Below are 18,128 nucleotides of genomic sequence, written 5' to 3' on the forward strand. Positions count from 1 at the left end.
GGAATCTATCTGCTGGAGGGATATGGAATGAAGCAAATTTTGCTCATTACGGACGGCTGCTCCAATGTCGGCCTGAGCCCGGTTGTTGCGGCGTCGCAGGCTTATTCGGAAGGAATTACGGTCAATGTGGTCGGCGTGCTGGACGGCGGCGATCTGGGAGAATACGGAGCCAAGGAAATTCAGGAGATTTCCGAAGCCGGCGGCGGTATGAGCCGCACGGTCAGCACCCGGCAGCTGTCGCAGACGGTACAGATGATGACCCGCAAAACGGTCGTGCAGACGATTCAGCAGGCGGTGCAAAAGGAGCTGAAGTCCGTGCTTGGCGGCTCCGGCACGCTAGAGGAGCTGCCGCCCGAAAAGCGCAGCGAGGTTGTGCGCGTCATCGACGAGCTTGGGGAGACGAGCAAGCTGCGCGTGGCGCTGCTAATCGACGCCAGCGCCAGCATGAAGTCCAAGATGGCCGCCGTTGAGGAGGCGATCCGCGATCTGATGCTGAGCCTTCAGTCGCGGCAGGGCGTCAGTGAGCTGTCGGTGTTTCATTTTCCGGCAGACCGTCATGGCGATGATGCGACGCTGGATCTGGACTGGACGACGAATCTGAGCGGTGTGCAGTCGCTCTTTCCCAAGCTGCAGATGCGGGGTACAACGCCGACGGGGCCAGCGCTCCAGCAGGTTGTGCAGTACTACCGCCAAGGCATGGAGGAGCGGCGCCGGGACAGCGAGGAGGACGAAATGAGGAGTGGCTACGTCGGATAAGCTTGACCTTGACCGGGGCATGGTCATTACCGGCAAGTGGAGGCGCCGCCGCTATCGCGTGGAGCGTCTGCTCGGCGAGGGAGCGAACGGCAAAGTTTATTTGGTGCAGCAGGACAGCCGTCTAATGGCATTGAAAGTCGGATTGGACACAGCGGATTTGCAGTCGGAAATTAACGTGCTGCAGGCGCTTGAAAAGCAGCAGAAGCGAAGGAGCGGAGGCAATCCGTTCCTTTACGACGTCGACGACCTGCAGCTGAGGTCGGGTAAGGAATATCCTTTTTACGTCATGCGTTATGTGCGCGGCACGAAGCTGCCCGCTTTTCTGGTGGCAAGCGGTGCGGAATGGTTTCCTATTGCGGGTTATAATTTGCTGCTGAAGCTGTCCGAGCTTCACGGCTCAGGATGGGCGTTCGGAGATCTCAAGGTGGACAATGTGCTCGTTGCGGATTACGGGCGCGTGGAGCTTGTTGATTTTGGCGGCGTCACCGCCTTTGGCAAAAGCATCCGCCAATTCACCGAGATTTACGACCGCGGTTACTGGAATGCCGGAACCCGCACCTCGGACGCCCCCTACGATCTGTTCTCGTTTGCGGTGCTTTGCGTGCAGCTGTTTGCCGAAAAAGAGCTCTACCGCCTGACCTCCGGAACGTTGCCGCAAAACCGGAGTCCGGGCGATTTGCTGAAGCTGGCTCAGCAAGTGACGCAGCTGAAGCCGTTCGCGGGCTGGCTGGCGCGGGCTTTTGCCGGCGGTTTTGGGGATGCGGCGGAAGCGGCAGACGCCTGGAACGCCGTCATGCACCGCATCGGCCGTCCGTCCAAGCCGGTTCCCTGGTGGACAAAGGCGCTTTTTCTCGTATCGGCAGCCGGATTGGCGGCCTCGGTCTTCTGGCTGGCCGGAGGTCTCGGCTAATTCGGAGGCCCGGGAGCTGCAGCCGGACAGCTGCTCATCGCGTTCTTACATCTATAGTGCGGGAGAGATCGGCAGCATGAATGAACATGAACATAGCCATTTAACAGCAGCCGGCGGAGCGCCTGAAAAGGTACGGGCAGAATTGCTCCGGATGCAGCGGGAGGAGCAGCTTATGCTGCCGGGCGATACGGTTCTGATCGCCGTCAGCGGCGGGCCAGATTCCATGGCGCTGCTCCATGCGCTGCACATGAATGCGGATCGGCTGAGCATTAAGGTAATGGCGGCTCATGCCAATCACGGCTTCCGGCCGGATGAGTCGCCGCAGGAGGCGGAGAGCGTACGCCGCTTTTGCGCTAATCTGGGCATACCGCTGGAATTGGCCGAGCTTGATGTTCCAGGCTATTTAAGAGAGCATGGAGGCAACAAGCAGGCGGCGGCGCGCGAGCTGCGCTACCGGTTCCTGCACGAGGCGGCGGCAAAAGCGGGGGCTTCCCGCATCGCGTTTGCCCATCATGCCGACGATCAGGCGGAGACGGTGCTCATGCGCGTGCTGCGCGGAACGGCTCCGGGCGGCTTGGCGGGTATTCCCTTGCGTCGCAAAGAAGGAAATGTGGAACTGATTCGCCCACTGCTGCGTATAAACAAAATGGACCTTGCCGCCTATTGCACTCATTGGAATATTTCTTATCATACCGACAGCAGCAACCTTTCGACGGATTATTTCCGCAATGCGGTCCGGCTGGAGGCGCTTCCTTATTTGGAATCGTTTAACGGACGTCTTTCCGCTTCTTTATGCCGGTTGGCTGAATCCGCTTCGGCGGAGTCGGATTATTTAAACGCACGGACAGAGGAGCTTTTCGCCTCGCTCATGCGCCCTGAAAAGGGCGGTTTAAGCATGTCCGGCGCGGATTTGGCGGGTCTCCACGTCGCTTTACAAAGGAGATTGATTAAACTAATATTAGATTATCTTGCTTTGGAAAACGAACCCACCGGCTTTGATGAGGTGGAGCATATACGTATTGGCGCACTGTCGGCATCACCGGCGAGCTGGCGGATCGATCTGTCGCGGGGACTCCGTTTTCGGAGGGAATACAGCCGGCTCTCCTGGACCCGGCGAAGCGAGGAGCCGCAGGACGGATACGAGATTTTAGTGGCCGAACCTCAGGGCAGCCTGTTGTTGTCCGAAGCAGGCCTGCGGCTGGAATTCAGCCGGGAAGCGATTCTGGGAGAAAACGGCGCCGGTTCTGCTGCAGCAGAAGCGGGACCGCTGACCGCTTTTTTTGATTTGGACGAGCTGCTGTTCCCGCTTCTTGTTCGTACCCGCCGGGAAGGCGACCGGATGAATCCGCTGGGACTAAACGGCAGCAAAAAGGTGCAAGATATGTTCGTTGACGCCAAGGTGCCGCCTTCCAGGCGGCCTTTCATGCCTTTGGTATGCGAAGCGGGCGGCCGCATGTTATGGATTCCGGGAATCCGCAGATCGGCGCATGCATTGGCTTCGGCAGGAACGAAACGGCTGCTGCGCATTGAAGCCCGGGAGACCGGGCCGCCCCCTTTAAGTTAAGGGACTGTGAATATCAGGCCTTAGTAAGCTCATAAGAATAGCATTAGATGATTCGGGAGGAACTTCACTTGCATAACGACATTCAAGAAATTCTGCATAGCGAGCAAGAGATCAAGGACAAGGTCAAGGAGCTGGGCGAGATTTTGACCCGCGACTTCGAGGGTCGCAATCCGCTCGTTATTTGCGTGCTCAAGGGTGCGTTTATTTTCATGGCTGATCTGGTTAAAGAGATACGCGTACCGCTGGAGATGGACTTCATGGCGGTGTCGAGCTACGGCGATCAAACGAAATCCTCCGGAGTCGTCAAAATTATTAAGGATCTGGATGCTTCCGTCGAAGGACGGGACGTGCTTATTGTCGAAGACATAATTGACAGCGGTTTGACGCTCAGCTATCTCATCGATGTGCTGGAGCGCCGCAACGCGAAGTCGGTGACGGTCGTTACGCTGTTCGACAAGCCGTCCGGCCGTTCGGTCGACCTGGATGCCGATTACACCGGCTTTACGCTTCCCCATGCTTTTGTCGTAGGATATGGCCTTGATTACGCCGAATACTACCGCAACCTGCCCTACATCGGTATTCTCAAGCCGGAAGTCTACAGCAAATAGAAGCTTTTCGGGCAGCTGTCCAACAGCATTCTCCTCTTCTTCGGGAGCATATGCGCATCGGCCTTGCGGCCGGATTCACCGGGCTATTTTGAGCCGGGCATGACCGCAGGCTGATGCGCCGGGGGTTCTGTTGAGATAGCCAGACCGGCTATGGTAAAATATTTTAAGCGTCTTGAGAGGAGGTAGGAGATGAATCGAATCATCCGGAACACTGGATTTTACCTGCTTATTTTCCTGGTAACCGTCGGAATTGTGCAATTTATCAGCGGTCAGGACGATAACACGCAAAAGATTCCTTACAGCGAGTTCCGCCAGGAGCTTGAGGCCAACAACATCAGCAAGCTGATCGTGCAATTCGACAGTTATACTTATCTGGTGACCGGTGAATACAGAAATGCGCCTGCGGGGGCCAAGAACGAATCTAAAAAGTTTTATGCCTACACAAATGCCGATGAATTTCTTACCAAAGAACTCGACAGTTTGAGTAAGACAAACGACTTTGAATTGGATTATAAGCGGATGAAGGGCCAGAGCATTTGGCTTACATTCCTGACCTCCATCATTCCGTTCGTGATCATCTTCATCCTGTTCTTCTTCCTGATTAATCAGGCACAAGGCGGCGGCGGCAAAGTCATGAACTTCGGCAAAAGCCGTGCCCGTTTGTATAATGAAGAGAAAAAGCGGGTGACGTTTGAGGACGTTGCCGGCGCGGACGAAGAGAAACAAGAGCTTGTCGAGGTTGTTGAATTCCTCAAGGACCCTCGTAAGTTCGCTGCAGTCGGCGCCCGCATTCCAAAAGGCGTCCTGCTTGTCGGACCTCCGGGTACCGGTAAAACGCTCCTTGCCCGTGCTGTTGCAGGCGAAGCGGGAGTGCCGTTCTTCAGCATCTCGGGTTCCGACTTCGTGGAAATGTTCGTCGGCGTAGGCGCATCCCGTGTCCGCGACCTGTTTGAGAACGCCAAGAAGAACGCGCCTTGTATTATCTTTATCGATGAGATCGACGCAGTCGGACGCCAGCGCGGCGCCGGTCTGGGCGGCGGTCACGACGAGCGCGAGCAGACGCTCAACCAGTTGCTCGTTGAAATGGACGGTTTCGGAGCGAACGAGGGCATTATTATCGTTGCTGCAACGAACCGCCCGGACATTCTCGACCCTGCGCTTCTGCGTCCGGGACGTTTTGACCGTCAAATTACGGTTGACCGTCCAGATGTAAAAGGCCGCGAGGCTGTCCTGAAGGTCCATGCGCGCAACAAACCGCTGAACAAGGACGTTAAGCTTGACATTATCGCCAAGCGCACGACCGGCTTCACCGGTGCGGATTTGGAGAACCTGCTTAACGAAGCGGCCCTCCTTGCAGCACGCCGCAACAAAAAGGATATCGGCATGATTGAGGTGGATGAAGCTATCGACCGCGTCATTGTCGGTACCGAGAAGAAGAGCCGTGTCATCAGTGACCGCGAGAAGCGCATTGTGGCTTACCATGAGGCGGGCCACACGATTATCGGCTATTTCCTGGAAAATGCCGACATGGTGCACAAGGTGACAATTATCCCGCGCGGACGCGCTGGCGGTTATGTCATCATGCTTCCTAAAGAAGACCGCATGCTCGTTACGAAGCAGGAAATGCTCGACAAAATTACCGGCCTGCTTGGCGGCCGTGTTGCTGAGGAGCTGTTCATCGGTGAGATTGGCACCGGCGCATACAGCGACTTCAAACAAGCGACCGGTATTGCCCGCAGCATGGTCATGGAATACGGCATGAGCGACAAGCTCGGCCCAATGCAGTTCGGCAGCACGCAAGGACAGGTATTCCTTGGACGGGATATCGGTCACGAGCAGAACTACTCCGACAAAATTGCTTATGAAATCGATCAAGAGATGCAGTCGTTTATTACGGATTCGTATGAGCGCGCTAAAAATCTCCTGACCGAGAAGAGCAAAGAGGTTCACCTTATTGCCCAAACGCTGCTTCGTTTAGAGACGCTGGATCTGGAGCAGATCCGCAATCTGATGGAGACAGGTTCCGTTGACGGCAAGGGCGGGGATGGCAGCAGCGGCGAGGGCGGAGACTCCGAATCCGGCGCTGAGCCAATCATCGACGAGATTGGCGGCGTTAAAGTCCGTATCCAAACCCGCGAGCCTGGAGAAACACCGGCTGGCGAAGGCATTAACGATCAGCCTGAAAACTCAGGTCCGATTGACTCGGACAAAGAGCCAGGCGACAAAGCTTAAACCTTAATATTTTCCATGAATCGGGTCGGCTAAGCCGGCCCGATTTTTTTGTGTATGCATTTGTTTTGCTGTGAACATTTGTGCATCGGGGCTGTTGCTTATGTTCAGAATAATCAGGTATAATAGGCCATGGCAAGGGAATTCTAAGGGGGATAGGGGGATTCAAGAAGATTAACGAGTATTGTTAGTTATATACCGTTTTATGTATTTAAATTCGCTTAACTCCCAAGATCATCCAATTATTCAGCTATTATTTTATTAATGAAGCTTTATTTTATATGAAAATGCTTTCAAGATGTCACATATGATTGCGCTTTCTCATTGACTCTTCATCATTATCGGCTATAATAACTTTATCCACAAAAACTATGGTCAAGAACAGGGGAGAAATACAAAGATGAAATGGACAAGCAAACCGTTCCATGCACTCAGCGTTTCCGCTCTCGCGCTGATGCTCGTCGTAACTGGCTGCGGAGCCAAAAACAACGCTGAAAACGGCGGCGCGGCGAACAAAGAGAATGCTGGCGCACCAAGCGACAACAGCGGCAAAGATTTTAAAATCGGCATGGTAACGGATGGCGGCGGCGTAAACGACAAGTCCTTCAACGAAAGCGCTTGGGAAGGACTGCAGCGTCTGAAGAAAGAAACCGGCGCTGACGTTAAACCTCTTGAAAGCAAGGGCGAAAGCGACTTCGAACCGAACCTGAATCAAATGGTGAAAGCCGGCTACAATCTCACTTGGGGCATCGGCTTCATGATGAACAAAGCTATTACAACTGTTGCTAAGCAAAACCCGGAAGCCAAATTGGCCTCCATCGATAGCGAAGTTGATGCTCCGAACGTTGCTTCCGTAATGTTCGCGGAAAATGAAGGCTCCTTCCTTGTCGGCGTCGTTGCTGCAATGATGACAAAAACGAACAAAGTTGCGTTTGTTGGCGGCGTTGAAGGCGATCTGATTAAACGTTTTGAAACCGGCTTTGTAGAAGGCGTTAAAGCGGCTAACCCGAATGTTAAGGTAGAGATCAGCTATGTCGGCGATTTCACGAAACCTGACCTTGGCAAAGCGGCAGCAGCTACGCTGTACAACGACGGCGCAGATATTATCTACCATGCTGCTGGCGGCAGCGGCAACGGTATTTTCACCGAAGCCAAAGACCGTGTGTCCAAAGGCGAAAAGGTATGGGTTATCGGCGTAGACAAAGATCAATCGATCGAATTTGGCAACGACATCACGCTGACCTCCATGGTAAAACGTGTTGACGAAGCGGTTGTTATCGTATCGAAAGAAGTTATTGCTGGTAAATTCGAAGGCGGCAAAACGCGTTTGCTGACGCTGAAAGACAAAGCGGTAGGCCTGCCTGAGAACAACCCGAACATCCCTGAGGATGTAATGGCCAAAGTAAAAGAATACGAAGGCAAGATCACTAGCGGAGAAATTACTGTACCTTTCAAATAATGAAGTAACCTCATAATGAATATGACAAGGCCAGCCGCTGCCGGCCTTGTTCTTTTTTGACAGAAAGGAGAGGTTTTATGCAGCAGCAGCCAATCGTCGCTGAATTGAAAGGGATTACAAAACGTTTTCCTGGCATCGTAGCCAATGACAACATCAGCTTTCAGCTGCGCAAAGGCGAAATTCACGCTCTTTTGGGCGAGAATGGCGCAGGCAAATCAACGCTGATGAACATTCTGTTCGGCTTGTACCAGCCGGATGAAGGCCATATTGAAATTAACGGGCAGCCGGTCGTAATTGACGGAGCGGGCAAGGCAATCGAGCTTCGGATCGGAATGGTGCATCAGCATTTTAAGCTAGTAAAACCTTTTACCGTTGCGGAAAATATCATCCTTGGCAATGAGCCGGTAAAAGGCATTTCCGTCGACATTAAAAGCGCCAATGATCGAGTGCGCAAGCTCTCTGATCAATACGGCTTGAAGGTTGATCCGCGTGTCCGAGTTGAAAATATTACTGTAGGCATGCAGCAGCGGGTCGAAATTCTCAAAACATTGTACCGCGGTGCCGACATTTTAATTTTTGACGAGCCTTCGGCTGTACTGACCGTGCAAGAAATCGATGAGCTGCTTGATATTTTGCGAGCTTTGGCCCGTGAAGGCAAATCAATTATTATTATTACGCACAAGCTGAAAGAAATTATGGCCATTGCCGATACTTGTACCGTTATCCGCCGTGGTAAAGTGGTTGGTTCCGTAGCGGTTAAAGAATCTAGCGAGCGCCAGCTGGCCGAGATGATGGTCGGCCGTTCGGTTAACTTCCAAGTCGTCAAAGATAAGTCCAAGCCGGGCAAGCCGGTTTTAGAAGTCAACGGGCTGACGGTTCAAGGAGAGCATGGTAAAGCAGTAGTTGATGAAGTTACGTTCCAGATTCGCGGCGGTGAGATTTTCGGTATTGCCGGAGTGGATGGAAACGGACAAACTCAATTGGTGGAAGCGATTACAGGGATGCGCAAAGCAAGCGGCGGCTCCGTCAAAGTGCTTGGCAAGGAACTGCTTAACGCATCGGTACGGAATATTACCGAGGCAGGCGTATCTCATATTCCTGAAGACCGTCACAAACACGGACTTGTGCTTGATTTTTCCGTCAGCGAAAATATGGTGCTTAACAATTATTATAAAGAGCCTTACAGCCGTAACGGAATTCTTAGCTATAAAGCGATGGATGTTAACGCAACTAAGCTTGCTGAGGAATTCGACGTACGCATGTCGAGCATTCATACGGCAGCACGTTCGCTGTCGGGGGGCAATCAGCAGAAAGCCATTATCGCCCGTGAGCTGAAGCGTGATCCTGAGCTTATTATCGCGGTTCAACCGACTCGCGGCTTGGACGTAGGCGCAATTGAATTTGTGCACAAACAACTCATTGCTGCCCGTAATGCCGGTAAAGCGGTACTGCTCGTATCGTTTGAGCTGGAAGAACTGTACGGCTTGTCCGACCGACTTGCTGTCATTTATGAAGGTCGTATTATGGGACAAATGGAAGCCGACGAAAAGAACGAAGAGCAGATTGGTCTCATGATGGCAGGCAACGTCATGGGAGACGCCCAGCGCCATACCGTCTGAGACAGGAGGAACTCCAATGCAAGTCTTGAACAAGATATTCACCAAGCAAGGCACCTATGTGCCACTGATTGCGATTGTGCTCGGACTTCTCGTCGGCGCCATCGTCATGCTGATGGGCGGATACAATCCGATTGATGCATATGCAGCTATGCTGAACAAAATATTCGGATCGACGTACGATTTTGGCGAAGCGATTCGCCAAGTTACGCCGCTTATCTTTACTGGTTTGGCGGTCGCATTTGCCTTCCGCGCCGGTCTGTTTAACATCGGTGCCGAGGGCCAGTTCATTACCGGCATGACGGCTGCAACCTGGATCGGCATCAATCTTGAACTTCCTTGGTTCATTCATATGCCGCTTGCCGTTCTAGTCGGCGGCCTCGCCGGAGCTATGTGGGCCGGCATTGCCGGCTGGCTGAAGGCTTCCCGCGGCGTGAACGAGGTTATTTCGACGATCATGCTGAACTGGATCGCCTACTACCTCGCGAACTTCATGGTTCGTGTCGTTATGGTAGAGCCAGGCCAGAACCGCTCCCGCGATATCCAAGAGTCGGCTTCCGCATCTATCGATTGGCTGGTTACTCTTACGGATAGCGCCAGGATTCACTGGGGCACGCTCGTTGCTGTACTCTGTTCGTTTGTGTTCTATTATATTCTTTGGAAAACCCGCCAAGGCTATGAGCTGCGCGCCAGCGGCTTCAACCCTGACGCGGCTCATTATGCCGGCATCAACGTTAAAGGCAGCGTTGTAAAAGCGATGATGATTTCCGGTACGCTGGCCGGTCTGGGCGGCGCCTTTGAATCGCTTGGCGTATTCAAATCGATGGCCGTCATGAACGCGCTGCCAGGTTACGGCTTCGACGGCATCGCGGTGTCGCTGCTCGGCGGCAACAATCCGTTTGGAATTATTTTCGGCGGCCTTTTGTTCGGCTTCCTGAGCTATGGCTCCTCGGGCATGAGCTTTGAAGCCGATGTGCCAAATGAAATTATCCGGATCGTCATCGGCGCGGTTATTTTCTTTGTAGCCAGCCACGGCATCGTCAAGTTTTTCCTGAAACCATTTTTCCGCAAACGCCGGGAAGAGAAGAAGGGGGCGGCTTAGATGGAAACAATCGGCTTATTGCTTAATACAACGCTGGTTTTCTCAACCGCGCTCATTCTTGTTGCACTTGGAGGCATTTTCTCCGAGCGTTCCGGCGTTACTAACATCGGGCTGGAAGGCCTGATGATTATCGGGGCGTTCAGCGCCGCCGTGTTTACGTACTTCTCCTCGGAGTGGGGCTTTGGCGGAGGCTCGCCTTGGTTCGGCCTGCTGATGGCAGTGGCGATTGGCGCGGCATTTTCCTTGCTGCACGCTTTTGCAACGATTACGTTTAAAGCCGATCAGGTTATTATCGGGGTTGTTATCAACATCCTGGCGCTCGGTCTGACGGTTTACCTCGTCAAGAGCCTGTTCGACGGCTCCGGCCAAACAGAAAATCTGTCCGGTATTGCCTTTACGAAATACAATGTTCCATTCCTGTCGGACATTCCGGTGATCGGCGACGCGCTGTTCAAGGCTTATCCGACGACTTACCTCTGTTATGTGCTTGTATTTGTTGCCTGGTACGTGCTGTACCGCACCCGCTTCGGCCTTCGCCTCCGCTCGGTTGGTGAGCATCCAGGCTCTGCGGACACAGTGGGCATCAACGTCATCAAATACCGTTACATCGGCGTTCTCCTCAGCGGAGCTTTGGCCGGTCTGGGCGGCGCGACGATTTCGCTTACGACAACGTATGACTTCTCTCATACCACCGTAAGCGGACAGGGCTTTATCGCCATTGCCGCGATCATTTTTGGACGCTGGCATCCGATTGGCGCAGCTGGCGCGGCACTCTTTTTCGGCTTTGCACAGGCGCTTCGCTTCCAGGCGGATCTGTTTGCATGGTCGCAATCGATTCCGAACGAGTTCCTTTATATGCTGCCGTACATTCTGACCTTGCTTCTGCTGGCTGTTGCCGCCGGCAAAAGCCGTGCTCCGTCTGCTCTCGGGGAACCGTACGATCCGGGCAAACGGTAGCTAACGCCGAAGCAGCTTATTCAATATTCAGCCTCCTGCTTAACAGGCAGGAGGCTTTTTTATATCTATATCACATAGAAGCGCATTTTCAACTCGTCATTTTTGTTCATATGGAGCCAGCCAGCTGCTTTAAAGGGCTCTCCTTAGAGCGACCGGCGGATAGCTTGAATTTCCTGGGAAATGCCTGCAAAATAGGCCTCATCCGTTGGTTGACAGTCCTTGTGCAGGGGTGTAAATTAGGTGTTACTGAATCGTCACTGCTTTGTAACAATGTGAATCATTTCACTTATTCAAGAGCGGCGTTAGGGCATGATTTCACGCTCTATTGCCGCATACTATACGGGTCCGGACCGCATGCCAGCATGACGGTTAGCCTAACAGGACGCCAAAGGAGAGGAAAGCCGTGGAAGCTCTGGCAATGGAGCGCAAGGCGGAACAAAATCGTGAACTGCGTGAGCGGTTGATGCAGCTCAAAAAGGAACGCAACGCCATCATTCTTGCCCACTACTATCAACGCGATGAAATTCAGGAAGTGGCCGATTTCCGCGGGGATTCGTTCCTGCTGGCCCAGAAGGCAGCCGAAACCGATGCGGATACGATTGTGTTTTGCGGTGTGCATTTTATGGGAGAAAGCGCAAAAATTTTGGCACCGAACAAAACGGTCATCATTCCCGATGAGCGCGCCGGCTGCCCGATGGCCGACATGGTTAACGTGGAAGGTCTGCGCAAGCTGAAAGCTCAGCATCCCAATGCGAAGGTAGTCACCTACATTAACTCTTCTGCGGAGATCAAGGCGGAAACCGATATTTGCTGTACGTCGGCTAACGCGGTGAAGGTCGTTAACTCTGTTGAAGGCGACGAAGTCATCTGGGTTCCGGACAAAAACCTCGGTCATTACGTCCAGCAAAAAACCGACAAAAAGATGATTATTTGGGAAGGCTACTGCAATACGCATGATATGCTGACCGTTAAAGACGTGGAAGAGATGAAGGCTAAATATCCTAACGCGGAATTTGTCGTGCATCCGGAATGCCGTCCTGAGGTTGTTGCGCTCGGCGATTTTGTCGGCAGCACAACCGCGATTCTTAAATACTGCAAGGAATCGCCAAACAAGGAATTCATCGTTGGCACAGAGGACGGTACAGGTTATCAGCTGCGCCTGGACAGCCCGGACAAAACGTTCCACTTTGCGACGAAATATCTGGTCTGCCCGAACATGAAGGTAAACAACCTCAAAAAACTGGTGCGCTGTCTGGAGAACATGTCTCCGCAAATTTACGTACCGCCGCAGGTAGCTGACCAAGCTCGCCTGTCCCTGGAGCGCATGCTGCTGGTGAAGTAGCATGCGCTACTCCCATGTCTGGAGGAGCTGCAGTGATGATACCTAGATACTTGGTGGATATGAATCTCGACGATATCCCTGTTGTGGAGAAAGACGTCATTGTAATCGGGGCCGGCATTGCCGGTCTTTTTACCGCTATAAGGGCAAGCGAGCGCGGCTCGGTGCTGATGGTAACCAAAAAATCGCTTATGGACAGCAATACCCGTTATGCCCAGGGCGGCATTGCAGCGGTTATTTCCGACGAGGACAAACCGGAATTCCATTTGCAGGATACGCTTATTGCCGGAGCGGGGCTTTGCGATGAGGACGCCGTCGGCGTGCTTGTACATGAAGGACCGAAAGGTGTCCGCAGCCTCATTGGAATGGGGACGCAATTCGACCTGGAAAATGGCGAGTTTGCGCTGACGAAAGAAGGCGCGCACAGCCAGCGCCGCATCCTTCATGCAAATGGCGATGCAACGGGTTATGAAATTGTGCGCGCGCTTTCAGAAAAAGCGGTCGCAACCGAAGGCATTGAGGTGTGGGACGATCATTTTGCGATTGATCTGATCACACGCGATGGCGAATGCTGCGGCGCGCTCGTTCAGAAGCCGGACGGCTCCCGCGTGTTTGTGCGCGGCAAAGCGACGATTCTGTGCACAGGCGGCACAGGGCAGATGTATCGTTACACGACCAACCCTGAAGTCGCAACAGGTGATGGAGTCGCCATGGCTTACCGGGCGGGCGCCTACATAAGGGATATGGAATTCATTCAATTCCATCCGACAACGCTTTGTTATCCGGGTGCTCCACGGTTCCTCATCTCCGAAGCGGTTCGCGGCGAAGGCGCAGTTCTGCGCAACATTCACGGCGAGCGTTTCATGGAACGGTATCATCCGCAGCTGGAGCTGGCTCCGCGCGACGTAGTGGCAAATGCAATCGTCAGCGAGCTGGAAATGACGGGAGCAACGTTTGTTTATCTGGATGTCACGCATGAATCCGAGGAAATGGTTCGCCACCGCTTCCCTACTATTTATGAAACTTGCCTGCAGTACGGCCTGGATCTGACAACGGACTGGATTCCGGTTGCTCCGGCTGCTCATTACACGATGGGCGGGGTGCGGACCGATCTGAACGGAGAAACGAACATTCGCCGGCTGTTTGCCTGCGGCGAAGTATCGTCCACCGGCGTGCATGGCGCGAACCGGCTTGCGAGCAACTCGCTTTCGGAAGCGATTGTATTCGGCCGCCGCATTATTCACCGCATCAGCGAGCTTCCGCCGCTGGAAGGGGACGTGCATGTGCGCGAGGAGCTGGATTCGCATTCGGCTATTTCCCGTCAAGCAGTTGTGGAGAAGCGGCTTAAGCTGCAAAAGGTCATGGTTCGTTACATCGGCCTTCGCCGCAGCTCCGACAGTCTGGCTAAAGGTCTTGCGGAGCTGAAACGGCAGCTGCCATTTTTCTCTACCGTAATGAGCAAACGGGAAGATTTTGAGTTCGCCAATCTGCTGACAAACGCCATGCTGACGGCGGAGTCCGCCGCAGTCCGCGAGGAAAGCCGCGGCGCGCATTATCGCGTTGATTTCCCGCAGCGGGACGATATTCAATGGCGAAAACATACGGTGCTGCACAGGGTGCAGGGCATGACGGAGGAGGCGGTTCACTATGCAGCTGTTCGCTAAACAGGGGTTGGGCATTGGCGGTTACGATACACAATTGCGGGATAACATCAGGAGCTGGCTGGCTGAGGATATCGGCACGGGCGATGTCACAACGCGCACGACGATTGCGGCGGACAGCGTGATGAAAGCGGTCATACATGTGAAGGAAGACGGCATCATCGCCGGTCTGCCGGTTGCCGAAACGGTGTTTTCCGTCGTTGACCCGGCGCTCTCTTTCAAGGCGTTTGTACAGGACGGAGACGCCGTGACCAAGGGCACCGTTATCGCCGAGGTGGAAGGCAGCACCCATAGCATTTTGACCGGGGAGAGACTTGCGCTTAATCTTATGCAGCGTCTGTCCGGCATTGCGACTAAAACCAAACAGTTCGTGGACGCGCTGGAAGGGCTGCCGGTACGCCTTGTCGATACGCGCAAGACGACTCCGGGGCACCGACTGCTGGAGAAATATGCGGTGCGTGTCGGCGGCGGTTCTAATCATCGTTTCGGCCTGTACGATGCGGTCATGATTAAGGACAATCACATTAAAGGGGCCGGCGGCATCACGGCGGCGGTTAACGCGGCGCGCTCGGCTATTCCGCACACGATGAAAATCGAAGTCGAGACGGAGTCGCTGGAGCAGGTCAACGAGGCGCTCCACTGCGGCACAGATATTATCATGCTCGACAACATGACGCCGGAGCGAATGAAAGAAGCGGTGGAGCTGATCCGCAGCCGAGCTCCTCATGTCGTAACGGAGGCTTCGGGCGGCGTAACGCTGGAAACGGTACGGAGCATCGCCGAATCCGGCGTGGACGTTATTTCGGTAGGCGGCTTGACGTATTCGTTCCGTTCACTGGACATCAGTCTCGACCTCGGCGGCAAAAAGGGGAGGGCTTGACCGGTGATTGTCGTCATCGACGTTGGCAACACAAATATTGTGCTCGGCATCTATCGCGGCAGCGAGCTGCTGTATCATTGGCGGATGAGCACGAACCGCTCCGCAACGAGCGACGAGTACGGCATGATGGTATACAACCTGTTCCATTATGCGGGGATTTCTTTGGATGAAATTCGCGGGGTCGTCATCTCTTCCGTTGTGCCGCCGCTTATGCGCACGCTGGAGCTGCTGTCGAAAACGTATTTGCGTCAAACGCCGCTTGTTATCGGGCCCGGCATCAAAACCGGTCTTAACATCCGGTACGAGAATCCGCGCGAGGTTGGTGCGGACCGGATCGTCAACTCCGTAGCTGGCATTGACAAATACGGCACGCCGCTGATCGTCGTTGATTTCGGCACGGCGACTACCTTTGACTATATTGACGAAACCGGCGCTTATTTGGGCGGTGCAATTGTGCCGGGCATTGGCATTTCAACGGAGGCGCTTTATCAAAAAGCGGCCAAGCTGCCGCGGATCGAGCTTGTCAAACCGCGCAGCGTCATCGGCCGCAATCCCGTCACTTCTATGCAGGCCGGTATTATTTTCGGTTATGCGGGCCAGGTGGACGGCATCGTCCGGCGTATTCGCAAGGAATTCGGCGTGCAGCCGCGCGTTGTGGCAACCGGCGGTCTGGCGGATTTGATCGCGGCGGAATCGGAGACAATTGAAGAGGTCGACCATCTGCTGACGCTGGAAGGACTTCGTTTGATTTATGAGCGCAACCAGGAGCAGCACTGAAAGCTTAATAAAAGTTCCCGCTGCGCCAAAGCTTGTCCCTCCGATCGCTGTTGATCTCAGATTTCTTGAATAATACCGCTATAGCGGTTGAAATCCGACATCAAAGGCGAGCGCTGGCGCTTCTCCGGGCTCAAGCTTTGACTCCGCTCTCTTTTTTAAGCTTTCAAAAAAAGAAATTAGATCTATCGCTCGTTTCAATGGACCGGCGATTTTAAACTTTTAGACGATAGGAACAAAGGAGGTACACAATGAGCGATCAGCAAAAAGATTATCTGGTAAGAGGTACGGCATGGGGAGGAAAAATCCGCGTGTTCGCGGCGCGTACAACCGAGCTGGTACGAGAGCTGCAGCAGCGGCACGGCACCTATCCAACCGCATCTGCGGCGCTGGGACGAACGGCAACGGTTGGCGCCATGATGGGCATTATGCTGAAGGGCGAGGAAAGGCTGACGCTCCAGGTTAAGGGCGACGGCCCAATCGGTTCAATTGTCGTTGACGCCAATGCCAAAGGCGAGGTTCGCGGGTACGTGGACAACCCGGAAGCGCATTTGCCTTCGAACGCACAGGGCAAGCTGGACGTGGCCGGTGTTGTTGGCACAACCGGTTATGTGCATGTAACGAAGGATTTGGGCTTGAAGGAGCCCTACCGCGGCAGCGTGCCGATCATTTCGGGTGAGCTTGGCGAGGACTTCACGTATTACTTCGCGTCCTCGGAGCAAACGCCTTCCGCAGTCGGCGTCGGCGTTCTTGTCGATGTAGACGGAAGCGTGCTGCATGCCGGAGGCTTCATTATCCAGCTGCTGCCGGGACTGAGCGACGAGGAGATTACGCGGCTTGAAACGGCGCTTGGCGGATTGCCGCATGTAACGGCGCTGCTCGATCAAGGAGAGACCCCTGAAGAAATTTTGCGCTGGGTTGTCGGCGACGACCTTACCGTGCACGAGACGCTGCCGGTCGGTTTTGCATGTCCATGCACCGAGGAGCGCGTCGAGCAGTCGCTCATCAGCATTGGAGAAGCGGAGCTGCAAAGCCTGATCGACGAAGATGGTCAAGCTGAGGTTCAATGCCATTTCTGCAACGAGAAATATACATTTAATAAACCGAGGCTGGAGAAGCTTCTGCAAGAAGCGAAGTCGGGCCGGACGAAGTAAGGAAGCTTGCTCATGGGCAGAGATAAAGCATTAAAAACGATCATCGGCATCCAGGCGGCGTGTATGGTCGTGCTTGCCGTATTGATTATAACGAACCGTCTTTCGGATGAGCCGGCCATTTTGCCCGTTAATGCGCAGCTGGATGAATCGGCGCAGGGGAACGGGATCGCTGCGACAGTAGGCGGCGTACAGATTAGCGAAGCAGAGCTGATGAAGCAGCTGAGAGAGCAGTATGGCGACAGCCTGCTGCAGACGATGATGGTCCGGGCGGCTCTTGATCAGGAAAGCGCCAAAGGAGCTCTGCAAGTGACCGAGGCTGAGGTCGAGGCGGAGCTCATGGTTCAGATGGCAGGTTACAGCGATAAGGAAAGCTTTTATAAGGAAATGAAGTCTCAGTTTGGATTAAGCCAAGACGATGTTTATGAAGAGGCTATGTACCGGCTGCTCCTTGAAAAATGGATGACCAAAGACATTGCCGTTTCCGAAGCCGCCATCGATGCTTATATGGAAGAGAATTCAGAAGAGCTGTATCCCGCTCCTCAGGTTCATTTGCGCTGGATTGTGAACGAAAGCCGCCAGCAAGCGGAACAGCTATTGCAGAAGATTGAAGCTGGTGAGGATTTTGGCGAGCTGGCCCGGCAGCACTCAATGGACGAGGCCACGGCTGAACTTGGCGGAGATCTCGGCGTCATGGAAGAGGGCGATCCGTTCCTTGCTCCGGAAGCGGCAGAGGCAGCAGCAGCTCTTGAGCCCGGAGCGATCTCGGAGCCAGTGGAGATCGAGGTCGGATTTGCGATTGTGCAGCTGCTCTCGCGCGAGCAGCCGCAATGGCTTGATGAAGAGCTGCTGCGAAGCGAAGTCCGGCGCATGCTGGCGCTGGATGAAGCGGGCTCGCTGAAGGAAGGCGAACAACGCTTGCTAAGGCAATATGGAGTGTCTTCCGGATCCGTTAAAACCCCAGCCGCTCCTTCTCCATCCGCGAGCGGTTAATGTGATGGCGATAGCCGCTGACAATCCGGTATTTGTTCACGCATACGCCTATTGACAAGGGCAGAAAGCCCTTGATAAGATAGAACCAGCTTATAACCTACTATTTTAGTCGGAATATAGATGAGGAGG

15 protein-coding genes are annotated in these 18,128 nt (G+C 54.0%); all 15 read left to right on the forward strand.

Annotated elements, in window-relative coordinates; translation table 11 throughout:
- Positions 1–27: 27 nt before the first annotated feature.
- The 15 genes from M3223_RS22205 to M3223_RS22275 all read left to right on the forward strand — a co-directional run bounded on the left by M3223_RS22205 (position 28) and on the right by M3223_RS22275 (position 17,999).
- On the forward strand, positions 28–756 hold the full coding sequence (locus tag M3223_RS22205; protein WP_251565720.1) for a VWA domain-containing protein: 729 nt from the start codon (positions 28–30) through the stop codon (positions 754–756).
- Positions 740–1,666: a protein kinase domain-containing protein gene (locus M3223_RS22210; RefSeq protein ID WP_251565722.1), complete on the forward strand. Its 927-nt coding sequence runs from the start codon at positions 740–742 to the stop codon at positions 1,664–1,666. The genes M3223_RS22205 and M3223_RS22210 overlap by 17 nt, the downstream gene beginning before the upstream one ends.
- A 76-nt stretch (positions 1,667–1,742) precedes the next feature.
- On the forward strand, positions 1,743–3,230 hold the full coding sequence (tilS, locus tag M3223_RS22215; protein ID WP_251565724.1) for a tRNA lysidine(34) synthetase TilS: 1,488 nt from the start codon (positions 1,743–1,745) through the stop codon (positions 3,228–3,230).
- 68 nt (positions 3,231–3,298) lie between these two features.
- Positions 3,299–3,838 (forward strand): hypoxanthine phosphoribosyltransferase, encoded by a 540-nt coding sequence (hpt, locus tag M3223_RS22220; protein ID WP_251565726.1) that lies wholly within the window; start codon positions 3,299–3,301, stop codon positions 3,836–3,838.
- A gap of 189 nt (positions 3,839–4,027) precedes the next feature.
- Complete coding sequence (ftsH, locus tag M3223_RS22225) at positions 4,028–6,070, forward strand: ATP-dependent zinc metalloprotease FtsH (RefSeq protein ID WP_251565728.1); 2,043 nt, start codon at positions 4,028–4,030, stop codon at positions 6,068–6,070.
- 397 nt (positions 6,071–6,467) lie between these two features.
- Complete coding sequence (locus M3223_RS22230; RefSeq protein WP_251565730.1) at positions 6,468–7,526, forward strand: BMP family lipoprotein; 1,059 nt, start codon at positions 6,468–6,470, stop codon at positions 7,524–7,526.
- A 77-nt stretch (positions 7,527–7,603) separates the two neighbouring features.
- The gene (locus tag M3223_RS22235; protein ID WP_251565732.1) at positions 7,604–9,145 is read left to right on the forward strand and encodes an ABC transporter ATP-binding protein; all 1,542 of its coding nucleotides are present in this window, start codon (positions 7,604–7,606) and stop codon (positions 9,143–9,145) included.
- Positions 9,146–9,161: 16 nt separating this feature from the next.
- On the forward strand, positions 9,162–10,244 hold the full coding sequence (locus tag M3223_RS22240; protein WP_251565734.1) for an ABC transporter permease: 1,083 nt from the start codon (positions 9,162–9,164) through the stop codon (positions 10,242–10,244).
- A complete protein-coding gene (locus M3223_RS22245) occupies positions 10,245–11,201 on the forward strand; it encodes an ABC transporter permease (protein WP_251565736.1) in 957 nt (318 codons plus the stop codon).
- 403 nt (positions 11,202–11,604) lie between these two features.
- On the forward strand, positions 11,605–12,543 hold the full coding sequence (gene nadA, locus M3223_RS22250; protein WP_251565738.1) for a quinolinate synthase NadA: 939 nt from the start codon (positions 11,605–11,607) through the stop codon (positions 12,541–12,543).
- Positions 12,544–12,578: 35 nt separating this feature from the next.
- Complete coding sequence (gene nadB, locus M3223_RS22255; protein ID WP_251565740.1) at positions 12,579–14,204, forward strand: L-aspartate oxidase; 1,626 nt, start codon at positions 12,579–12,581, stop codon at positions 14,202–14,204.
- Positions 14,188–15,081 (forward strand): carboxylating nicotinate-nucleotide diphosphorylase, encoded by an 894-nt coding sequence (gene nadC / locus M3223_RS22260; RefSeq protein WP_251565742.1) that lies wholly within the window; start codon positions 14,188–14,190, stop codon positions 15,079–15,081. The genes nadB and nadC overlap by 17 nt, the downstream gene beginning before the upstream one ends.
- A gap of 3 nt (positions 15,082–15,084) precedes the next feature.
- Positions 15,085–15,858: a type III pantothenate kinase gene (locus tag M3223_RS22265; RefSeq protein ID WP_251565745.1), complete on the forward strand. Its 774-nt coding sequence runs from the start codon at positions 15,085–15,087 to the stop codon at positions 15,856–15,858.
- A gap of 248 nt (positions 15,859–16,106) precedes the next feature.
- The gene (gene hslO / locus M3223_RS22270) at positions 16,107–17,009 is read left to right on the forward strand and encodes an Hsp33 family molecular chaperone HslO (protein ID WP_251565747.1); all 903 of its coding nucleotides are present in this window, start codon (positions 16,107–16,109) and stop codon (positions 17,007–17,009) included.
- 12 nt (positions 17,010–17,021) lie between these two features.
- A complete protein-coding gene (locus tag M3223_RS22275; protein WP_251565749.1) occupies positions 17,022–17,999 on the forward strand; it encodes a peptidylprolyl isomerase in 978 nt (325 codons plus the stop codon).
- The last annotated feature ends 129 nt before the right edge of the window (positions 18,000–18,128 follow it).

Origin of the sequence: Paenibacillus pasadenensis (genome assembly GCF_023715725.1) — a bacterium.
GTDB lineage: Bacteria > Bacillota > Bacilli > Paenibacillales > Paenibacillaceae > Paenibacillus_O > Paenibacillus_O pasadenensis_A.